This window comes from Gordonia soli NBRC 108243 (assembly GCF_000334455.1).
GTDB lineage: Bacteria > Actinomycetota > Actinomycetes > Mycobacteriales > Mycobacteriaceae > Gordonia > Gordonia soli.
Window position 1 is genome coordinate 91,713 of the sequence record NZ_BANX01000006.1, and the last position, 19,136, is coordinate 110,848.

The window sequence follows — 19,136 nt, forward strand, 5'->3', positions numbered from 1 at the left end:
CGTCCGCTCGTCTTCCAGCCCGTCAGTTCCGATACCCCTGGCGACTCGAGCCGAAACCGCGGTCTGCACGAGAACGTGAGTTGCTTTGTTGCGGTACACATGTGGCCGGAAATCTTCCCGAAAAAGGTCTTGGCACTCGGATGGGTCGAGTGCTAATCTCGGTATCACGCAGTGATGGTTGACATGCTCCCGTCATGGTGGCGGGAGCCGTTGGAACAGGAGGTGTGTTGCTGTGCTGCGTTTCGATCCCTTCAGTGACATGGATGCGTGGACCCGCGAGTTGATGACGGGTCAGCGTGCTGGCTCCAGCCGGACCCCCCGGTTCATGCCGATGGATCTCTACAAAGTGGAGGACCACTACGTCTTGGTGGCCGATCTCCCCGGCGCCGACCCCGGCTCGATCGACGTCACGGTCGATAACGGCGTCCTCACCTTGTCGGCCCATAGGAGCGCTCCGTCCGACGACGGTGTGCAGTGGCTCGCGGGTGAGCGGTTCTCCGGCACTTACCGACGCCAGGTGACCCTCGGTGACAGCGTCGATGACGCTCGGATCAGCGCGGCCTACGACAACGGGGTGCTGACCGTGACGATCCCGCTCGCCGAACGAGCGAAGCGACGTTCGATCACCGTGGAGCGTGTCGCAGCATCCGACCAGATCGCAGTGGGCGCAAGCGATTCCGGCTGAGTCGACACGACTCGTTCCGAACGGCCAACGGAGGTGATGCCTGTCGATCATCTACCGAGAACTCACATCGACAATCCCTGATCGTTTGCCGCCGGGCGGGCTCCCACCGCCCGGCGGCGCGATGGTGATTCGTCGATGTCCGCCGAAGCTGATCGATCACCGAAGCCCGGCGCCCTCGTCACGGCGTGACGTCGGGTGTGGACTCGCACTGCGCCGGCACGATGAACACCGGTCGGTGACAGTGCTTGAGCACGCGCTCGGCCACGCTGGAGTGCAGTAGGGCCTTGAGTCCAGACGCTCCTCGAGTACCGGTGACCAGCAGGTCGACCTCCAGGATGTCCGCTGCGGCGACGAGTGCACCCCACACCGTCGACTCGACCTCCACCAGCGAGCCGCGCGCGTCCAGGCCGGCCTCGACGGCCAGCGCGACGCCGCGTTCGTTGATCGCGACGGCTTCTTCCTTGAGCGCTTGATCGACTCCGGCGTCGATGCGGGTGTCGACGAAGGGCTGCATGCCACCGGAGAGCGTGGACAGCCGGGCCGGCGTGAGCCCGCCGTGCTGCCAGGCGGTCACCACGTGCGCGGTCCCCGCGCGCAGGAATCGACCCGCGTAGACGATCGCGCGGTCGGCGTTGGGTGTGCCGTCGTAGGCGATCATCAGCGTCTGGGTGACCGGCGTTTGCGTGACGGGCGTTTGGGGCGACGAGGGTGGGTCGGGCTCGCGGGTCACCGTCTCGCGACCGCTCGTGGCATTCGCGGACTCAGAGGAGATGGACCCGGCGTCCATGGACTGAGGGTACATGCCAGACTCGGGGAATGGGCTCATCTGGATGGCTCCGTCCGATCCGGTCGATGACCGTGTTCGCAGTGGTCAGCGCGGTGTTGATGGTCTCCGCCTGCTCGAGCGAGCAGTCGCCGGGGCCGATCTCGTCGCCATCGGCGACCGGCTACGCGTCGCCGTCGTCGTCGGCGAGCGCGACCCCCGTCGCGGCCGCCGGATGCGGGACCGCAGAGCTCGCACGGATGTCGCTGCGGCAGAAGCTCGCCCAGCTGCTGGTGGTCGGTGTGACCGGCGCCGACGACGCCCGTCGGATCGTCGGGCGAGAACAGATCGGTGGGATCTTCGTCGGCAGCTGGACCGACAAGTCGATCCTCTCCAGCGGTGCCGCGGCGCGGATCTCACGCACCGCCCCGATCCCGTTGATGGTGTCGGTCGATCAGGAGGGCGGCCGCGTGTCGCGGCTGTCGTCGCTGGGCATCGACAGCCCGTCGGCGCAGGAACTCGCCCGTACGCGGACGCCAGCACAGGTCCGGACGCTGGCGGAGTCGATCGGCCGCAAACTCCGCGCGCTGGGTGTCACGGTGGACTATGCGCCGGTGGTGGATGTCAGTGACGAGTCGCCGGACGAGGTCATCGGAGATCGGTCGTTCGGCAACGATCCCAAGGTGGTCACCGAGTACGCCGAGGCCTACGCAACCGGTTTGCGATCGGCCGGAATCCTGCCGGTGTTCAAGCACTTTCCCGGGCACGGTCACGGTTCGGGCGACAGCCACCTGGGCGTCGTGCGCACCCCGCCGCTCTCCCAGCTGAAGACCAGCGACCTGGTGCCCTACCGCACCCTGCTGAAGGACGATCCGAAAGACACCGCGGTGATGGTCGGCCACCTCATCGTCCCCGGTCTCACCGGACCCGAGACCCCGGCCAGCATCAGTCCCCGAGCGATCGGGATGCTGCGTGCAGGAGCGCCGTACGGGGCGCCGCCGTTCAACGGTGTCGTGTTCTCCGACGACCTCTCCGGGATGGCCGCCATCAGCGACCGGTACCCGATCGAGCAGGCCGCGCTGCGCGCCATCCAGGCCGGCTCGGACATCGCCCTCTGGCTCGCGACCGATCGGGTCTCGTCCGTCCTCGACGCACTCGAGCGGGCCGTCGGCGCAGGCAAGCTCACCACCGATCGGATCGATCGGTCCGTGGTGCGAATCCTGCGGACCAAGGGTGTACTGCGCTGCTGACCTAGACGGCTTCCCACCCGTCCAGGTCTGCGACGAATTCGGCCCAGGTCCCATAGCGTTCCGACATGATCTCCTCGGATGTCCGGACGGGCCCGGGATCGTCGAGGGCCGCAGTGAACCCCGCTCGGTCCGCGTGGTCGTAGTCGGCCCAGAAGATGCGCCCGGCCACGTCGTCGTCCAATCCGATGCACATCGCACCCCCCTCACCGTCGGCCACCGCGAGGTACCGGTCGGGGATGAGCTCGTGGTAGCTGGACTCCGAGCTCAGCAGGGTGTCGATGTCCGCAGGCCCGAGCACCGTGTGCAGGATCGCGTTGTCGCCGGTGCCTGGAACGATCATCCGCGTCAGCGGCCCACTACCGACGGTGAGCAGGTGCTCGCGATAGTCCGGCGGCAGTCGGCGTCCGATCCGCGACTCGAGCGCGGCCACCTCCCTGTCGGTCCACGTCTGTGGTCGTCCGTCGAAGCGCATGGACCCGATCATCCTCCGCCGCCGGTCGCGACGCCGCCGGCATGCCCCACGCCGCGATGCAGGTCGGTGGGTACCAGTTGCATCGTGTGGCCGTCCTCGTTGTGGTGCCAGGTGTAGTCCGACGGTGGCTTCCAGTTGGGGTCACCGAGTCGCTGGCGGACGATCTCGTTGGCTTGTCGCTCGTCCACCGGTCTGGTCCGCCCGAACCCGTTCGGCAGGTCGACGGTCTCCTTGGCGTACGGGCCGAACTCGGGGAAACCCTTCTCGTTGAATCGGATTCCCTCCGGATACTTGGCCTGCAGCTGGGGTGGGAGCGGGAGTTGTTCGCCTGCGTATCGGGAGTTGGGCGGATAGCGACCGCTCGGGAGTTTGTTCACTCCCGGGGGAGGTGGTGTCCCGCGGGGGATGACCTTCGGCTGCTGTGGGGCGGGCGCGGGTGCAGGCGGTCGTAGGCCGGGGAAGCCGCCACCGCGCGGCATCGGGATCTGGATCGCGGGGAGGTCGTCGAACGGATTCTCGTTGTCGACGATTCCGTCGCCGTCGTTGTCACGGCCGTCGAGACCGGGTTGGTCGTACGGTGTCGCAGACCCCGGACGGTTGGGCCGGGCCCCTGGTGCGCCGTCCGGGGCGCGGTGCCGACGATCGACAGCAGGGTCGGTCTTTCCCTCCGGTTGCCTCGACGGTTGCGTCGCCGGGGGATTCGCGGTCGGCCGGTCATCGCGATGCGACGGTGTGGTGTCGTTGCGATGGCGGTCGGGAGTGGCCGGATGGGCGCGCGTCTGCGGTGTGCTCTTGTGCGGTCCGCGGTCGACGGTCGGAGGTGAGTTGTTGCCGCGGCCGGAGGTGCCGGGTCGCGTGGCCTGCGGCTTCGAATGATCCCGCCCGCTGGTCCCCGCATTCGGGCCGGCCTTCGTCTTCGGCGTGAACTTGTGGGGGCCGCGATCGATGTTCGGCCGGTTGTGCGGTTGCTGTGGAGATGCTTTCGGCGACTGGCCCCGGTGCGACGGCGACCCGCTCCCCGCGCGGCTGTTCCCGGATGAACTCGGCGCCGAGTGGCTGGGACCGGGTGTCGAGTGGGTCGTCGGTGCATGGCGCTGGGGTCCCGGTTTGCCGGCCGACTGCCCGACGCCTCCTCCGCCACCGCCCCCGCTACCTCCGTGGGACGTCGACGACCCCGGTTTGTGCGGTTTCAGCGCCGCGTTGGCGTGCGCCGGGAGCAGTCCGAGCGCGAGCACTGCGCAGATCGCGGCCACGACGGCCGCGACGAGTGAACGACGGGTGGTGGACATGGACATTTCTCGCCCTTCGCCGGGGTCGATGCGGAACGGTCGTATCGAAACACCGGGGACGCGCTGGCGGTTGCGTGATCGCGCAAAGGTCTCCCCGTCGAATGACGGCCGCACCTTGTGTGCATCGATGCATGCAAGCGCTGTAGAGTCTGGATCGTGAGCTATCCGAACGATGCCGACCAAACGGCGCTACCGGCGTCCGAACGCGCGTTCCTGCACGTCAAGCAGGCTGTCATCCGAGGTGACTTCGCATCGGGGACGATGATCAGCGAGGGGTTGGTCGCCCAGGAGTTGGACATCAGTCGCACACCGGTCCACGAAGCATTCCTCCGGCTCGCGGCCGAGGGGCTGCTCGATCTCCTCTCGCGGAAGGGCGCGATCGTCCGGCCGATGTCGCCGAGCGAGGCCGAGGACGTGCTGGAGATGCGTGAGGCGATCGAGTCGGCGGCGGCCGAACGGGTGATCCGCCTCGGTGACGCCGACACGGTGCTGCCCCTGCTGCGTGAGCTCCTCTCGGTACAGGCGGACGCGACCGGTCGCGGCGACGTCGAGGGCTACCTGGACGCCGACGACCGATTCCACTCCGCGGTGGTCGAGGCGTCGGGCAATCGCATCGCGGTCGACGTGATGTCCCGACTCCGCGACCGGCAACAGCGACTCCGTCACCAGCTCGTCCGGGTGCGCCCCGCGCAGATCGCCGAGGGCCTTGTCGAGCATCGGCAGCTGGCCGAGGCGTTGGCCGCCGGGGACGCGGCCGCGTACGCCACCGTGCTGCACGCCCACGTCGCATCGCATCGGGGCGCGCTGTGACCGCGGTCCGGGCGCCGGAAGAAGTCGATCACCGCATCCGTCGGGAACCGCCGCCGTGGATCGCCGTCTCGGCCGCGGTCTTCGTGTGTTGTTGGGGCGGAAACCAGTTCAGCCCGCTGCTGCTGATGTACGAAGAGCGGGCGCACTACTCGTCCGTGATCGCCAACGGTCTCCTCGGGATCTACGTGATCGGTCTCATCCCCGCACTCCTCATCGCAGGTGCGATGTCGGACGGCCGCGGTCGGCGTCCGCTGATGCTCGCGGGTGTGGTCGCCACCATCGTCGGCAGCGCGTTGCTGGCGTTCGGTCCGGTCGGGCTGGGCTTCCTGGCCGGCGGGCGGCTGCTCTCCGGCGTCGGTGTCGGTGTCGCGATGGCGGTGGGCACCAGCTGGCTGACCGAGTTGTCCAGAGCCCCCTACGATCCGAGGTCCGACGATGGTGCGGGTGCGCGTCGCTCGGCGGTCGCCTTCGGGGCGGGATCGGCGTGCGGGGCGCTGGTCGCCGGACTCTTCGCGCAATGGGGTCCGCATCCGGAGACGCTCCCGTTCGTGGTCCACATCGTGCTCGGACTCCCGGTGCTCGCGGCCGTGGCCAGGGTGCCGGAGACCCGGACCCGGGCTGTCGGAGCCCGCGATGCCGCAGCCACCCGGGGGTCGCTGCGGAGCCGACTCGACCTGCCCGGCATCCGGCACCGACGGTTCATCCGGATCGTGATGATCGCGAGCCCGTGGATCTTCGGTGCTGCGGGTATCGGTTACGCCTACCTTCCGACGCAGCTGTCGGCGACCGGGTCCCACGGGCTGTTGTTCGCGACGGCCGCGTCGATCATCGCGCTCGCCACCTCATCAGCGGTGCAGCCGCTGGCACGGTGGATCCACTCCGACACCTCGGCGCGCGGATTGATGGTCGCCATCGGCGCATTGGCGCTCGGCCTGGCCCTGGTCACCGTCAGCATCGCGATCCAGTCGATCCCACTCGGCCTGATCGCGAACGTCGCGGTCGGCTTCGGCATCGGCATCGGCCAGGTCTCCGGACTACTGGAGGTCCAGCGCATCGCCCGCCACGGCGAGCTCGCTGCCTTGACCGGTGTCTTCTACTCGCTTGCCTACCTGGGGTTCCTGTTCCCGGTGATCATCGCGGCGCTCGCGGCGCACGTCGCTGTCGTCGGCATCCTGTGGACGCTGGTGGGTCTCGCCGTGATCACCGGTGCACTCGTGGCGGTGTCGTCTCGGCGGCACCTGCCGGTCCGAGTGGTCGAGCCCGGCGAGGATGCTCCGGTACGGACGTCTCATAGCCGACTGTGACAGTCGTCGATGACCAGGTAACGCGCTCGCGAGTGGCGGCGATCACTGATCAGTAGGGGAGGGCGCCGGCGGTGCTGGGGAGGACACGTCCGCGCGCTCTCCCTTACCGCATGTATTCTCCGAGAGCCGTTTTCGTAGAAGTTCTGCCCGGATTCCGGGAAGAACTGCTACGGATTCGCCGGGGATCTACCGACCAGCCCGGCTGCGAGGGCTGTCGCTGCGAGGGCCGCGGTGATCCAGAGCAGGGGGAGCAGCCCGACACCCTCGACGAGCAGTCCGCCGACCAACGCGCCGAGCGCGATGGACGCGGTGAATGCTCCGACGTAGAGGCCGGTGATGTGTTCGATCCGGTCGGGTGCGGCCGCGGTCATCCAGAGCTGGCCGCCGACCGACACCCCGCCATATGCGATGCCCCACAGGGCGATCGCGGCGATCGCTCCCGGTGTGGACGTCCCGAACGCCGTGAGTGCGGCGATGGCGACGGCGATCCCACCGGCCAGGGTGAGCAGCGTCGCACGTGGCCGCCTGCCGGCCACCGCACCGGCCACGAAGTTGCCGACGAGCCCGAACACGCCATAGACCAGCAGCACGATGGCGATGACGCCCGCCGACATCCCGGTTCGCTCCTCGAGTACCGGCCGGACGTAGGTGTACGCGGCGAAGTGGGCGGTCACGAGCGCGACGATCACGATCGCCCCGGTGGTGACAGACGCCCGGAGCAGCGGGAGTCTGGGCGCGGGAGCCGTACCGGCTCGCGGTGCAACCGGCCGGCGCAGCACCGGGAGCGCGACGAGGATGCCGATCGCCGCGAGACCGGCGAGTGCCGCGAGGACGCCGAAGGCGCTGCGCCATCCGAATGCGTCGCCGATCGCGGTGCCGATCGGGACACCCGCCACCGATGCCGATGCGACACCGCTGACCGCGATGGACACCGCGAGTGTGACGTTGCGTCGGGCGACCAACCGGGCCGCGACGGCAGCGGCCATCCCCCACACGGCGCCCATGCCGACACCGAGCACGAGCCGGGAGATCACGAGCATCGTGAACCCGTTCGCGACCATCGTGAGTACGTTCCCGACGGCCAGTACGCCCATCGCACAGGCCAGTACACGCCGACGGTCGGCATCGCCGATCACTCGGGAGACGCCGGCCGCGGTGACCGCCGACATCAGGCCCGCCACGGTGAGGCTGAAGCCTGCAGCTCCGGGCGAGATGTGGAGTCCGGCGGCGAGTGGTGTCAGGACCCCGACCGGCAGCATCTCGGAGGTGACCGCCAAGAAGGTGCCGAAGGTCAGGGCGGCGACGGCGAGCCACTGCCCGGTCGTCGTGTGCTGCTGGGCGGTCAGGCCGTCGTCGACTGTGGTGCGCATGCGTCCGAGTCCACCGGTGGGCACGCGCCCGAACAAGGACGATCTGCTCACCGATCGATGAGCTAGGCTCATCGATATGGATGTCGCGCCATCGGTCGAGCAGGTGGATGTGCAGCAGATCCGGTGCCTGCTGGTGCTCGCCGAGGAGTTGCACTTCGGCCGGACCGCCGAGCGGTTGGGCCTCTCCCAGTCCCGCGTGAGTCAGTTGATCGGCACGCTGGAGAACCGGGTCGGGGCCCGCCTGGTGGAGCGGACGAGTCGACGCGTCGCGCTGACGCCGACCGGCGTGCAGTTCGTCTCGGAGATGGCGCCCGCATACGCCGGTCTGGCCCGCGCCTACGGCCGGGCGCGTGAACGGGCGATGCGAGGAGCACTGGAGGAGCTTCGGGTCGGCTTCACCGGCGTCGTCTACGAGGAGATCACCGCGACATTCCGCGCGCTGCACGAGCGGCACGGCGTCGCGGTGCACACGCACGAACTGCCGCTCGGCTCGCCGTTCGCCGCTGTGCTCGCCGGCGACGTCGACGCCATCATCGTCGAATTGCCGGTCTATGAACCGGAACTCACGATCGGATTTCGATTCCCACCGCAGGATCAGTTCGTGGTGGTCGCAGCCGACCATCCGTTCGTCGAGCGATCTGCGGTCGATCTGGAGGATCTCGCCGACGTCGACCTGGTGCATCGGGTCGGCGATGCGCCCGACTACTGGATGGCGTCGCGGACGCCGCCGGCCACGCCGTCGGGTACGCCGATCCGATCGAGCGCGGGCATCAGCTCCGTCCATCACGGCATGGCGCTGGCGGCGTCGGGCCGACATGCGATGTTGGTGTGTCGTCCACTCGTCGAGCATCATTCGCGTGCCGACCTCGGGTTCGTCCCGGTGCGCGGGCTGGAGGGGACGAGTCAGTTGGGCTTGGTCTGGCGCACCGACCGTACGAGTCCTCGACTGCTCACACTCGCCCGTCTCTTCGCCGATGCCGGAGCGGGTGAGATCACCGCGGTGCGATCGGCGTCATGAGTCGATGAGATCCGACGTCGTGGTGACGGTGGCGAACTCGGCGTGGAGATTGGTCGCGGTGATGTGGGAGAGCGTTGCGGCGTCGATGATCTGGCCGTCGGGAGACCTGCGGTCGAAGGTGTGTGTCGCGTCGATCGCGAAGTAGGTGTCGTAACCGAGGTTGCCCGCGACGCGTGCCGTCGTCTCGCAGCAGTGGTTCGTGGTGATTCCGCAGATCACCACCTGGTGGATCTCCTCCGCACGCAGCCACGCATCGAGGTCGGGTGTGCCGTGGAAGCTCGAGTTGACCCGTTTGCTCACGAGGAGGTCGGGCTCGCCGGTCAGGAAGGGCTCGAACGCGTTGCCCGCGTTGGTCGGTGACAGCGGTGACGACGGATCGTCGGAATCGTGACGGACGAAGACGATCGGCCAGCACCGGGTACGCCAGTGGTCGAGCAGCCGGGCGATGTTGTCTTCGCAGGCCGGGTTGTCCCGCGGGCCCCAGAACGTCGAGTCCCGGAAACCGGACTGGGCGTCGACGATCACGAGGGCCGGACGGTCGAGGTCGACGAGACGCATGACGGGACGGTATCGCGAGTCCGGGGGGCCGGGAGTGCGGGCACGTCGACGACGACCGACATCTGCCGGCCGTCGTCGACGCAGAGATCACTCGGCGAGCTTGGCGGTGGCCTGAGCCCAGAGGAAGAACTTGTTGGTGCCGAGGTCGCGCACCGTCGTGATGTTGAACGCCGCCTTGAGGTGCTCGGCGTCGCCGTCGCTGACACCCTGAAGGGCCGCTACCGGGGCGTCGGCCAGCTCCTCGATTGACTTCTCCTCGTATGCCTTGTCGAACTTGTCCTTGATTCCAGCCATGTTCACTCCTAGCGATCGGAAGAGTTCTCCTACGACCTCGAATCGAGGCCGCGTGCGAAGCCTAGACCCGGGCCGGAGTGCTGTCGACGGATGCGGGCCGCTGTCGGCGCAACCCGGTGTCCGCTGGGGATACGGCAGATGACGGTGTGGTGCCCGGAGTCGACGACGGTCACCGCCAGAGTCCGATGATCAGGACGACGATCAACAGCTTGATCGCCCAATCGAGGAGGTGGACGGCCGCCGAGCGGACGGCGACACCCTCGTGGAACACCGCGCCCGAGAACAGGACCACCGGTATCAGCCAGAGTCCGGCGGCGAGAACCACCGCCTCTCCGACCCCCGGATGCAGACGCGTGACCAGCCAGGTGACGGGTACCGCCAGGATCAGGTTGCGCAGGATCTCGACCACCGGCACCGACCACGCAGGACGCTCCGGCGCGGAGCCCTGCTGCGCGGCCGGCGCGCCCGCGACTCCGTAATACACGGCACTTGCGATGAAGGCGGCCACTGCCGCGACCACGATCGCCCACACATTCACATCGTTCACGGCGGCCTCCTCGGCGTCAGGTGTCGTATCCGGGCAGACCCGATCGGAGGCGAGAACTCATCGCTGACTCGGAGATCGGGGTGCGCGATGTCTGCGGCGTGCGGTGCCCCGCTGCCGTAGTGTTGCGGTCATTGATCGAAGCGAGGGACGAGAACCGACGTGTGGGTAGGCATGACAGCGACGATTCTCAGTGTGCTGCTGCATACCTGGGGCGCGATCGTGGCGGCACGGCAGAACTTCGGATACCGGCTGCCGGCGATATCGGGTGGGTACCCGGTGCGTCCGGCTCAGCGTGTCAAACGCGCCCAGACGGCTGGATGGTTGCTGAGCATCGTCGGGGTCCTCGGCATCGGCGGCGCCGTGTGGGACACGGCCCCGTGGTGGGGTCTCGCCACCGCGGCGGTCCTCTTCCTTCTGGTGAACGTGGTGCCCAGCCTCGCGGTGACCGCCTTGCACAACCGGCGAGAACTGGCTCGGGGTTGAACGGCGCTCTCTTTGCGGTCCCGTGCGGGGCTCTTGTCGGCCTTCTGACCCGTGAGCGGGCTGTGGTGTGGTTGGTGCACAGCGTGGTTCGCTCAGGTGTCAGTTGTGCGGTGGGCTACTGAGGGTTTAAGTGCTTACAGACCGTGGGTAGGTCTGACTAGTCCTTCACCAGGACAGAGGCGGGTCCTGGCGGTCAAGAGGTAGCACTGAAGCCAACGGACGCGAATTAGAAACCGGAGAACGAGCATGGCCGCAGCCGAAATTGCTGATCGATACGAACGATACATCGACGCATGCAACGCCCGTGAGTTCGACCGGCTCGGAATGTTCGTCGCCGACGACGTCATCGCTTCAGAGACCGCGACGGGTCTCGATGCGTACGTTCGCGGTCTCGAGGACGTAGTGGCCGGGTTTCCTGACTATCACTGGAATATCGAGCAACTGGTGGTCGAGGACGGGTACATCGCGGCTCGCCTTACGGGAACCGGCACCCACCGAGGCGAGTTCCGCCAGGTCGCGGCTACTCAACGCACGGTCGAGGTACAAGAACTCGCTGTGTATCGCACAGACGCAGGCAAGATTGCGCAATGCTGGGGCGACCTGGGAGCAGTTCTGCGCGACGAGTTGCTCTCGGCCTAGTAGCGAGAGTGCGGCGTGTGTCCTGGTGGTGAGGCGCGGAGTGCACACCCCGGAGTTTTCATGGGTTGTTGCGCAACAGAAGATTCAAAACGGTCCGACACTCTCATATCTCCTCGGACGCGGCGCACGGTGCGACTCCAAACAAGTTGTGAGAGTGGCCAGCTCATACCGCTCACCTGCTCATCAGCTCCGGATCGGATAGGGCCGGTACCGGCCGATGGTCATCCGTGGTCGGACAGTGCGGCGATCATCTCGCCGGTGTGGGTGCGCTGAACGCCGATCAGTGTCAGATCGTCCAGACGCTCCCAGGTGACCTGTGACCTGAGATGTCGGGTCGGCGACCGCCGCGACCTCGTTTCGTTCCCGCGACCTCAGTTGAAGTCGCAGGAAGGAGATGAGGTCGCGGTTGTCGAATCGCCGCTGTCAGCGGGGCCTCGGTCGGTCCGGGGCAGCGTGGCGATAATCGGATTTCTGACGCGTGAGCGCGGCGCGGTGTGGTTGGTGCACAGTGTGGTTCGCTCAGGTGTCAGTTGTGCTGCGGAGTGGAGTCGTCGGTCACTGGCGGACGGAATTGTCGGTGTCATCGGATAGTGTTCTGGGTAGATAACGAAAGCTATGAGGAGATGATGATCATGGCTTTCGACAAGCCACCACCCACACCCAGCTCGTCCGTGTTGGATGTCCCACCTGCTGCGGCACACTCGGATTCGGTCGACGAGTTGGTCGCCGCCTACGGCGAACTCGACGCGGTGCTGGATCGGATCGCTCAACTGTCCGCCGACCGGTGCACCGATGTCGAAGTGGTCGCGCTGGCGAAAGCCAACGAGGTCGCGGGTCGGCGGATCGCCTTGCTCGGGCATCGCCGGTTGATGGACGTGTCCGATCGTGACGCGTGGCGGCTGACCGGTGCGGCGACGATGCGAATGTTTATGGCACGATCGACAACGGGGCCCTTCGGCGGCAGGTGTCGCGGTGGCGGGAGCGACTGACGTGTGACCGATCCCGACGTTCAGCCGGGGATCAGCCGAGGCACCAGACGGATGTAGACCACCATCCCGATCACCTCGACGAGAGTCTGTGTCACCACCACCGCGGCAGCGAGTTCGTAGCCGTCGGGCAGTGCGAGCGCGAGGGGGAGGACGACGAGCGAGTTGCGGGTGGCGCCGGAGAACACCAGCGCGCGTGCTGACGGAACATCGAGCCGAAAGACCCGGGCTGCAACGGTTCCGAGCACTGCCATCACCACGAGAAACGCCACGTAGAAGGGAACAACCCGACCGATCGAGCCGAGCCGACCATCGATGGTGGGTATCTGCGACGCCACCACCACGGCCAGCACCGCCACCATGAGCGGCACCATCAGCGTGCCCGCCCCGGCGGCGAACCTGCGTCCGACGGACGCCCGCTCGCTCCACGCCTGGGTGAGCCAGGCCAGCGCCAACGGGATCACGATGAGGATGACGAACGCATGGACGAACGGTCCGATCTCGACCACCTCGCCGGGGTCGGATCCCAGGAAGATGACGAGGAACACCGGCAGCGCAGCCATCTGTGCGAGCAGTAGCAGCGGCGTCGCCGCGAGGAGCCGTTTGCTGTCGCCGCCGGCCAGCCCGGAGAACACGATCACGTAATCCACGCAGGGACAGAGCAACACGAGCACCACGCCGATGCGGACGGCCTGGTCGGCAGGGAGCAGCCAGAACATCGCGGCCACCACCACCGGGACGACGACGAAATTGATCGAGGCGACGGCGGCCACGAAGCGTCCGTCGCGCACCGCCCGCAGCAGATCCGATGCGGGCACCTGCAGGAAGGTGACGTAGAGAAGCGCTGCGAGCAGCGGATTGATGGCCACCTCGAGTGCACCCGCGCTGCGGGGCGAAGCCAGCCCGGCGACGGCTCCGCCGACGATCGCGCCGACATAGATCGGGATCTGGTGGCGTTCCATCCAGGCGACAGGTCCGGGTGCGCTCACCGGACAACGGTAGACCGCGTACGCACCCACAGCGTCGACACCACATCGAACAGATCCGCCGGACGCACGCTCCGGTGGCCCTACGATCGAGACATGACACGCTCCGACGGGCCGACCCCTCCGCCCCGGCCGCGCGTGGAGATCACGCCGATGCGTCCGGACCGCCCTCCGGACCGCTCCGGCATGGTTCCGCTGGTGATCGTCGCCTGGGTGCTGGTCATCGCACTGGTGGCAGTCACCGCGATCGTCATCGCTTTCCATCTGGACCCCGTCCGTGACGTCCTGGCGACCGACCTCACCTCGGACCGTCCCGACGCAACACCCGAGGACGTGTCCCGGACCGTCGGACTCGCGCTCATCATCGGTGCCGCGGTCGCTGCCGTGGTGGTGGTCCTGTCGATCGTCGGTGCACTCCGGCTCCTGGACAGCCGACGGTCCGCGCGCACGCTACTGTCCGCGGCGACCTTGCTGTTGGTCGTCGGCGCGATCGGCTTCTATCTCACCACCGCACCCTCGCGATCGGCTCTCGCCGAGGCCGGGATCGCGACCGTCGTCCAGTACGCGGTACCGCTCGCCGCAGTCCTCGCGGTGATCGCGGCCTCGATCACCGCTGTCCCGGCGTTCAGCCGGACCTTGCGCTAGGGGCGCCGAACTACCGCACCGACGAATCGAACTCGGCCACCAGACCCTCCGCACTGCGGGCGGCCGCCCGGTAGGCCGATGCCGACGCCGGATCGACCAGCGGGTGCGCTGCGCGTGATCGCCAGAGCTGCACCGCGGCGACCGCAGCGCCGTGGCACCGACCGGCGTCGGCGTCCGGCTCGAGACCCAGGCGGGAGGCAGCATCGATGCCCTGTCCGCCGAGGATGCGGGTCAACTCGCCGAGTCGATCGCCGTCGAGCGGGAGTCCGCCCGCCCGGGCGGCGCTCAACAGGCGCAACTCGCGGAAGCCGTGCACGTCGGCCAGCGTGCGTCGTACCGCATCCCGGACCTCTCGGGCACGCGACGACGTCGATGTCGCCAGCACGTGATCGAGGCTGACCAGTGCCGAATGGGCCTTGAGTTGGTCGGCGCGTTGTGCGAACTGGGTGTCGATGATGGCGCTCAACTCGGCCAGTCCGCTGCGTTGGACGAGTTCGGCGGCCAGCTGCGCCGAGGTGGTCGCACCGAATCGGATGAGGGTGATGGACATCCGGATGCCGAAGACGCCGAAACGATCCGCGAGTGCACGGCGGATCTCGACCGGGATGTGCGGCAGGATGTCCGGGCGGGTGAACCGGTCCATGGTGAGCAGTGCGGTCTCGAGGTCGGGGCCGGGGGTGGCCGCGAGCTGTGCCAGCGCCCGGAACTCGACCTCACGGAGCGTCCGCGCCCCGAGCGCGACCAGACCCGCCACCGGGACCACCGCCTGGCACAGTCCCGTCCGCATCAACTCGTCCGCGAACCGGCCGGCGATCTGGTGCGCCGAGATCATCGCGTCCATGCGCCCGGCTCCGAGCTCGTCGGCGCGGGAGACCACGCCGATCACACCGAGCGGACCGGACTGGCCGCCGATGGCCGATCCGATACGGCGAAGCATCGCGGTGTCGGCAGCGGTGAGCGCGCGCAGCAGGTAGACGACGGCATCGACCCCGGACCGACCGTCGTCGGGGGCGAGCAGGCGCACGGTCGACTCGGAGAGTTCGGTGGTCAGCGACGCCGTTCCCGGGGTGTCGACGATGGTGGTCGAATGCAATGCGCGGGCGGGCCATTCGACGTCCAGGTGGTCCACGTCGTCGGCGGTCAGCTGTCCCAGATCGAAGCCGAGGTGACCCGCGACGCGGGTGACCGGCACCGGGACGGCGCGCCCGGATCCGACGTGTGCGGTGACCGACGGCGACTGCCCGCTGCGGTACCAGGTGACCACCCGGGTGCACTCGGTGGCATCGGTCGGCGCGATGTCCTGCCCGACGAGCGCGTTGAGCAGCGTGGACTTACCCGCCTTGAGCGATCCTGCCAATGCCACGCGGACCGGCTGACGCATCCGACGTTCGCAGCCGTCGAGTTCGAACAGTGCCGTCCGGTCACCTGCGACGGCGTCGCGGGCCGCATCGAGGAGGCCGTATGTGGTGTCGACAGCTGCCATCAGGAGGCGATCGCCCGGTCGAGATGATCTGCGGCGGTCCGCAGTGCGGCCACCGAGTTCAGGCGCGACTCGAGCTCGGCGACACGGATCGTGCGTTCGGAGTCGGCGAGCGCAGCCGCCGACTGTGCCGCGGCCAGCGACTCGGAGATCGACCGGGCGGTCTGCTCGGCCACCGAGGTGAAGTGATCGCGCAGGACCCGCTGGATCACCCGGAGTCGGTCGCGCGACTCCTTGCCCACCTGGAAGCTCACGTCGTCGGTGAACGCCCGCACCGCCACCTTCGCCTTGCCCCGCCGCTCGGCCACCTTGGCCTGCTTGTCGTCGCGATAGGCCTTGGTGCCCAACAGGAGACCGGCGCCCACCGACACCGGGTTGATCAGCGCCATGCCGACCATCGTCGAGATCAGGCCGAACATCAGCACGCCGCCGTAGGACCCGCGCATGCCGATGAGCAGCTTCTGTGCGACGCCGACCTTGCCCGCGTCGAGCTCGGACAGCTCGGTGACCGCGTCGAGTACCCCGGCGAGGTCGGCGACATGCATGTCGGGCAGAGTGTCCTGGCCGGCTGCCGCGAAGTGTTCGGCGACCCGCTCGGCCAACCACACCGACCGCTCGTGGGCCCAGACGAAATTGTCGCCGATCACCGCGGCCGTCTGGTCGGCCAGCCACTCACCGAGCTGCTCCCAGTCGGCGCCGGGGTCACCGTCGTCGATGGCGCGTTCGGCCTCACGGGTCACCGCGCGCAGCCGATCGCGGAGGTCGTGGTCTATGTCGGCAGCCAGGTCGGCGATGCCGTCGGAGAGGGTGGTCTGCCATTGCGCCGACTGTCGGCGCATCGCCTCGGCGTTGGTCTTGGCCTCTTGCAGGGCCTCGACGGCCTGGCTCGCGGTGGCCGGACTCCGCAGCGCGGCGAGTTCGCTGCCCAGCACCAGGGCGAGATGCTCGGCGACGACCCGCATGTCGGTGGACACGGATTCGCGGGCAGCCCGCTGCGCCGTGGTGACGACCCGCTCGCGCAGGTAGCGGTAGAGGTCGAGGAAGCCTGCCTCGGCGTTGAGCTGTTCGTCGGAGAGCCGGAGCGCGTGCGCGCGCAGCACCGAGGACACCGGCAGCAGCGGGATGTCGACGCCCGCGGTCTGCAGGTGCCGACGGTCGGCGTCGACGATGGCACGCCAGTGCGGGTAGAGATCGGTCTTGGTGATCAGGCAGGCGACCGTCGGACAGAGGCCGACGACCTGCTGCAGGAACGACATCTCCGGTGCGGTGAACTCCTGCGACGCATCGGAGACGACCAGGACGGCGTCGGCTGAGGCGACCATCCCGAGGGTGGCGGCGGCATAGGGGTGGCCGTGTCCTCCGACGCCGGGGGTGTCGACGAGTACGAGTCCCTCGGCGAGCAACGGACCCGGCGCGCCGACCTCGAGTCGGAGTACCTCGCGGCCCCCGGCGAGTGGGGAGTCGGGGGTGATGCCGGTGACCTGCTCGAGGGGGACCGCGATGCGGTTGTCGGGAGCCGGCGCGTCCACGATCAGATGTGCGGTCGGTTGGTCCGCGTAGGAGATGACGGTCGGGACGGCAGTGGTCTCGTCGTCGCCGACCGAGCACGCCGAGACGTCGAGCAGTGCGTTGACGAACTGACTCTTGCCCTGCTTGAGCTGGCCGACCACCACGATGCGCAGTCGGGGATCGTCGATGCGGGTGCGGGCACCGTCGAGGCGGCCGACGAGGTCGGTGCGGCCTGCTTCACGGGCCACCCCGGAGATCTGGGTCAGCAGTTCACCGATGGTAGTCGGCCGACCGGTCGATGCGGCCTCCGGATGCTGACGTGGGGCTGTCGGTGTCGGGGCGGGGGCCGGCGTCCGGGGTGTCGGGACCGCGGGTGTCTGTGTTGCGGGTGGCTGTGCTGCCGATGCCTGCGCTGCGGGCGCCTGTGCTGCTGGGCCCTGCGGCCTGCCGGGAACCGGTGCGGGCCCGGAGTTCTCGGTGGAATCGGAGGGTGCCGCATGTCGCCCGTACGTCGCGGAGTCGGTCGACGAAGGGTCGGCGGTGGGGGTGCCGGGGTCGGTCATGATTCCTTCCACGGTAACGCCGTGAAGCCACGTACGGCCTGCGATTCAGGCCTGTCGCTTGCCATTTGCCAGATGGTACGGCCCCGGAGTCGCAGTTGGGGGAGGAGACCGATCGATCGCGGGGGTTGATCGATCGGTCCTCGCTGCGACTCCGGGGCCGGGTCGGGGAGGAGTGGGTCAGTGGCCGATCAGGCCGCCCAGCCCTCCGTGGTGGTCGCCGGTCTCACCGGTGTCGGCGGCGGTCGCGGCATCCGACTGGCCGGACAGCCCGTCGGTGAGGCCGGACGTGAGTCCGCCGGTGAGACCACCGGTCAGGTCGGTGGTGTTGGTCAGATCGGAGCCGACGGTCGAGGTGACGCCGCCGTGGGTGGTGTCGACCCCGGCGAAGCCGCCGCCGTCGGTGGAGTTCTGACCGGCGAAGCCACCCGTCACGCCACCCAGGGCGCCGGTGGTGGCACCGAGGGTGCCGTCCACGGCCCCGGTCAGCGCGCCGGTTGCCGCGCCACCCGCGTACACGCCGTCACCCGCGGTCACGCCGCCGTCGCTGTCGGTGGCACCGTTGACCGCCCCGGTGAGCGTGGTGGTGAGGTCGCCCGGCAGATCGGTGGCCGGCAGGTGGGTGTCGAGCCCACCGCCGAGGCCCAGTCCGTCGCCGATGCCCAGACCGCCACCGACGTCGGGGATGCCGCCGCCGATCGCACCGTCGAGTCCGCCACCGACGACACCGTCGAGTCCGCCACCGACGACACCGCCGAGGCTTCCGCCGACTGCTCCACCGGCATCGGCGACCAGGCCGCCGTCGACGGGGAGTCCGCCGCCCAGACCCAGCGAACCGCCGAGACCGGCGAGACCGCCACCGACTCCGCCGAGCCCGGCGCCGCCGACACCGCTGAGGGTGCTGTCGACACCTGCGACGAGGTCGGTGCCCGCCTGCGCGGTGCCACCGATGGCGGCCAGGGTGCCGGTCGATGCGTCGATGCCCGTGGAGAGCACGCCGCCCAGGCCGACCGGTCCACCGATCGAGATGCCGGAGTCGGGGGAGACCACGAGGGTCGGGTTCAGCACCGCGCCGAGTTCGGTCGACAGTGCGCCGCCGATCCCGCCGGTGGCGGCGAGTGTCGAGTCCAGGCTCGCCACCAACGCATCGGTCGTCGAAAGGTCGACGTCCAGGGCCCCGCCGAGTGTCGAGCTCAGTGCGCCGGCGAGGTCTCCGCCCGCGGCGAGCTCGGATGTCAGGGCTGCGCCGAGGTCGGCGGTCAGGGCCGTTCCGAGCACCGCGCCGAGCGAGGCACCCAGGTCGGCGCCCACGTCGCCACCTGCGGCCAGCACGCCCGAGAGGGTGCCCGCCAGGTCGGCCCCGGTGTCGGCGACCAGGCCGAGTGCGGTACCGGCGTCGAGTGCGGCCCCCAGTGCGCCACCCAGCTGTCCGACGAGTGCACCGTCGAGCCCCAGGGCGCCACCGAGGTCGGCGGCCAGCAGGCCACC

19 protein-coding genes and 1 pseudogene are annotated in these 19,136 nt (G+C 68.7%); 9 read left to right on the top strand and 11 right to left on the bottom strand.

Going from position 1 to position 19,136, the window contains the following annotated elements; all coding sequences use genetic code 11:
* Positions 1–232 precede the first annotated feature (232 nt).
* Positions 233–685, top strand: a complete 453-nt coding sequence (locus tag GS4_RS05155) for an Hsp20/alpha crystallin family protein (protein WP_007618175.1) — start codon at positions 233–235, stop codon at positions 683–685.
* A 178-nt stretch (positions 686–863) separates the two neighbouring features.
* Here the strand turns inward: GS4_RS05155 and GS4_RS05160 are convergent, their stop codons facing one another.
* The gene (locus GS4_RS05160) at positions 864–1,472 is read right to left on the bottom strand and encodes a universal stress protein (RefSeq protein WP_040509596.1); all 609 of its coding nucleotides are present in this window, start codon (positions 1,470–1,472) and stop codon (positions 864–866) included.
* A 65-nt stretch (positions 1,473–1,537) separates the two neighbouring features.
* Between GS4_RS05160 and GS4_RS05165 the strand changes: the two genes are divergently transcribed.
* Complete coding sequence (locus GS4_RS05165) at positions 1,538–2,698, top strand: glycoside hydrolase family 3 N-terminal domain-containing protein (RefSeq protein WP_007618179.1); 1,161 nt, start codon at positions 1,538–1,540, stop codon at positions 2,696–2,698.
* Position 2,699: 1 nt separating this feature from the next.
* Here the strand turns inward: GS4_RS05165 and GS4_RS05170 are convergent, their stop codons facing one another.
* Positions 2,700–3,170 carry an SMI1/KNR4 family protein gene (locus tag GS4_RS05170; RefSeq protein WP_007618181.1) on the bottom strand — a complete coding sequence of 157 codons (471 nt, stop codon included), beginning with the start codon at positions 3,168–3,170 and terminating at the stop codon, positions 2,700–2,702.
* A gap of 8 nt (positions 3,171–3,178) precedes the next feature.
* Complete coding sequence (locus GS4_RS05175; protein ID WP_007618183.1) at positions 3,179–4,459, bottom strand: HNH endonuclease; 1,281 nt, start codon at positions 4,457–4,459, stop codon at positions 3,179–3,181.
* Between the two features lie 156 nt (positions 4,460–4,615).
* Between GS4_RS05175 and GS4_RS05180 the strand changes: the two genes are divergently transcribed.
* Together GS4_RS05180 and GS4_RS05185 are read left to right on the top strand one after the other, a co-directional pair.
* Complete coding sequence (locus GS4_RS05180) at positions 4,616–5,269, top strand: GntR family transcriptional regulator (protein WP_007618190.1); 654 nt, start codon at positions 4,616–4,618, stop codon at positions 5,267–5,269.
* Positions 5,266–6,573, top strand: coding sequence for an MFS transporter (locus tag GS4_RS05185; RefSeq protein ID WP_007618192.1), 1,308 nt, complete (start codon positions 5,266–5,268; stop codon positions 6,571–6,573). The genes GS4_RS05180 and GS4_RS05185 overlap by 4 nt, the downstream gene beginning before the upstream one ends.
* A gap of 167 nt (positions 6,574–6,740) precedes the next feature.
* Here the strand turns inward: GS4_RS05185 and GS4_RS05190 are convergent, their stop codons facing one another.
* The gene (locus GS4_RS05190) at positions 6,741–7,943 is read right to left on the bottom strand and encodes an MFS transporter (RefSeq protein ID WP_040509633.1); all 1,203 of its coding nucleotides are present in this window, start codon (positions 7,941–7,943) and stop codon (positions 6,741–6,743) included.
* Between the two features lie 76 nt (positions 7,944–8,019).
* Here GS4_RS05190 and GS4_RS05195 point away from each other — a divergent pair, with 76 nt between their 5' ends.
* Positions 8,020–8,961, top strand: a complete 942-nt coding sequence (locus GS4_RS05195; RefSeq protein WP_007618205.1) for a LysR family transcriptional regulator — start codon at positions 8,020–8,022, stop codon at positions 8,959–8,961.
* On the opposite strand, the gene GS4_RS05200 is transcribed toward GS4_RS05195, so the two are convergent.
* The 3 genes from GS4_RS05200 to GS4_RS05210 all read right to left on the bottom strand — a co-directional run bounded on the left by GS4_RS05200 (position 8,956) and on the right by GS4_RS05210 (position 10,360).
* Complete coding sequence (locus tag GS4_RS05200) at positions 8,956–9,519, bottom strand: cysteine hydrolase family protein (protein ID WP_007618207.1); 564 nt, start codon at positions 9,517–9,519, stop codon at positions 8,956–8,958. The two genes, GS4_RS05195 and GS4_RS05200, sit on opposite strands and share 6 nt — an antisense overlap.
* 87 nt (positions 9,520–9,606) lie before the next feature.
* Positions 9,607–9,813 carry a hypothetical protein gene (locus GS4_RS05205; protein ID WP_007618209.1) on the bottom strand — a complete coding sequence of 69 codons (207 nt, stop codon included), beginning with the start codon at positions 9,811–9,813 and terminating at the stop codon, positions 9,607–9,609.
* Between the two features lie 169 nt (positions 9,814–9,982).
* Positions 9,983–10,360: a DUF1761 family protein gene (locus GS4_RS05210; RefSeq protein WP_007618211.1), complete on the bottom strand. Its 378-nt coding sequence runs from the start codon at positions 10,358–10,360 to the stop codon at positions 9,983–9,985.
* Positions 10,361–10,531: 171 nt separating this feature from the next.
* On the opposite strand from GS4_RS05210, the gene GS4_RS05215 reads away from it, so the two are divergent.
* The 3 genes from GS4_RS05215 to GS4_RS05225 all read left to right on the top strand — a co-directional run bounded on the left by GS4_RS05215 (position 10,532) and on the right by GS4_RS05225 (position 12,471).
* Positions 10,532–10,843, top strand: coding sequence for a hypothetical protein (locus GS4_RS05215; protein WP_157226508.1), 312 nt, complete (start codon positions 10,532–10,534; stop codon positions 10,841–10,843).
* A gap of 246 nt (positions 10,844–11,089) precedes the next feature.
* Positions 11,090–11,482 (top strand): ester cyclase, encoded by a 393-nt coding sequence (locus GS4_RS05220; protein ID WP_007618216.1) that lies wholly within the window; start codon positions 11,090–11,092, stop codon positions 11,480–11,482.
* Positions 11,483–12,114: 632 nt separating this feature from the next.
* Positions 12,115–12,471 (top strand): hypothetical protein, encoded by a 357-nt coding sequence (locus GS4_RS05225; RefSeq protein WP_245555576.1) that lies wholly within the window; start codon positions 12,115–12,117, stop codon positions 12,469–12,471.
* Positions 12,472–12,491: 20 nt separating this feature from the next.
* Here the strand turns inward: GS4_RS05225 and GS4_RS05230 are convergent, their stop codons facing one another.
* Positions 12,492–13,430, bottom strand: a complete 939-nt coding sequence (locus GS4_RS05230) for an arsenic resistance protein (protein WP_007618219.1) — start codon at positions 13,428–13,430, stop codon at positions 12,492–12,494.
* Positions 13,431–13,550: 120 nt separating this feature from the next.
* Here GS4_RS05230 and GS4_RS05235 point away from each other — a divergent pair, with 120 nt between their 5' ends.
* Positions 13,551–14,099 carry a hypothetical protein gene (locus tag GS4_RS05235; protein ID WP_040509601.1) on the top strand — a complete coding sequence of 183 codons (549 nt, stop codon included), beginning with the start codon at positions 13,551–13,553 and terminating at the stop codon, positions 14,097–14,099.
* A 10-nt stretch (positions 14,100–14,109) separates the two neighbouring features.
* On the opposite strand, the gene GS4_RS05240 is transcribed toward GS4_RS05235, so the two are convergent.
* From GS4_RS05240 to GS4_RS05250, 3 genes and pseudogenes are all read right to left on the bottom strand, one after another.
* A complete protein-coding gene (locus tag GS4_RS05240; RefSeq protein WP_007618223.1) occupies positions 14,110–15,582 on the bottom strand; it encodes a dynamin family protein in 1,473 nt (490 codons plus the stop codon).
* A complete protein-coding gene (locus tag GS4_RS05245) occupies positions 15,582–17,651 on the bottom strand; it encodes a dynamin family protein (RefSeq protein ID WP_007618225.1) in 2,070 nt (689 codons plus the stop codon). The genes GS4_RS05240 and GS4_RS05245 overlap by 1 nt, the downstream gene beginning before the upstream one ends.
* A 177-nt stretch (positions 17,652–17,828) precedes the next feature.
* A pseudogene (locus tag GS4_RS05250) lies at positions 17,829–19,136 on the bottom strand (IniB N-terminal domain-containing protein); the annotation flags it as partial.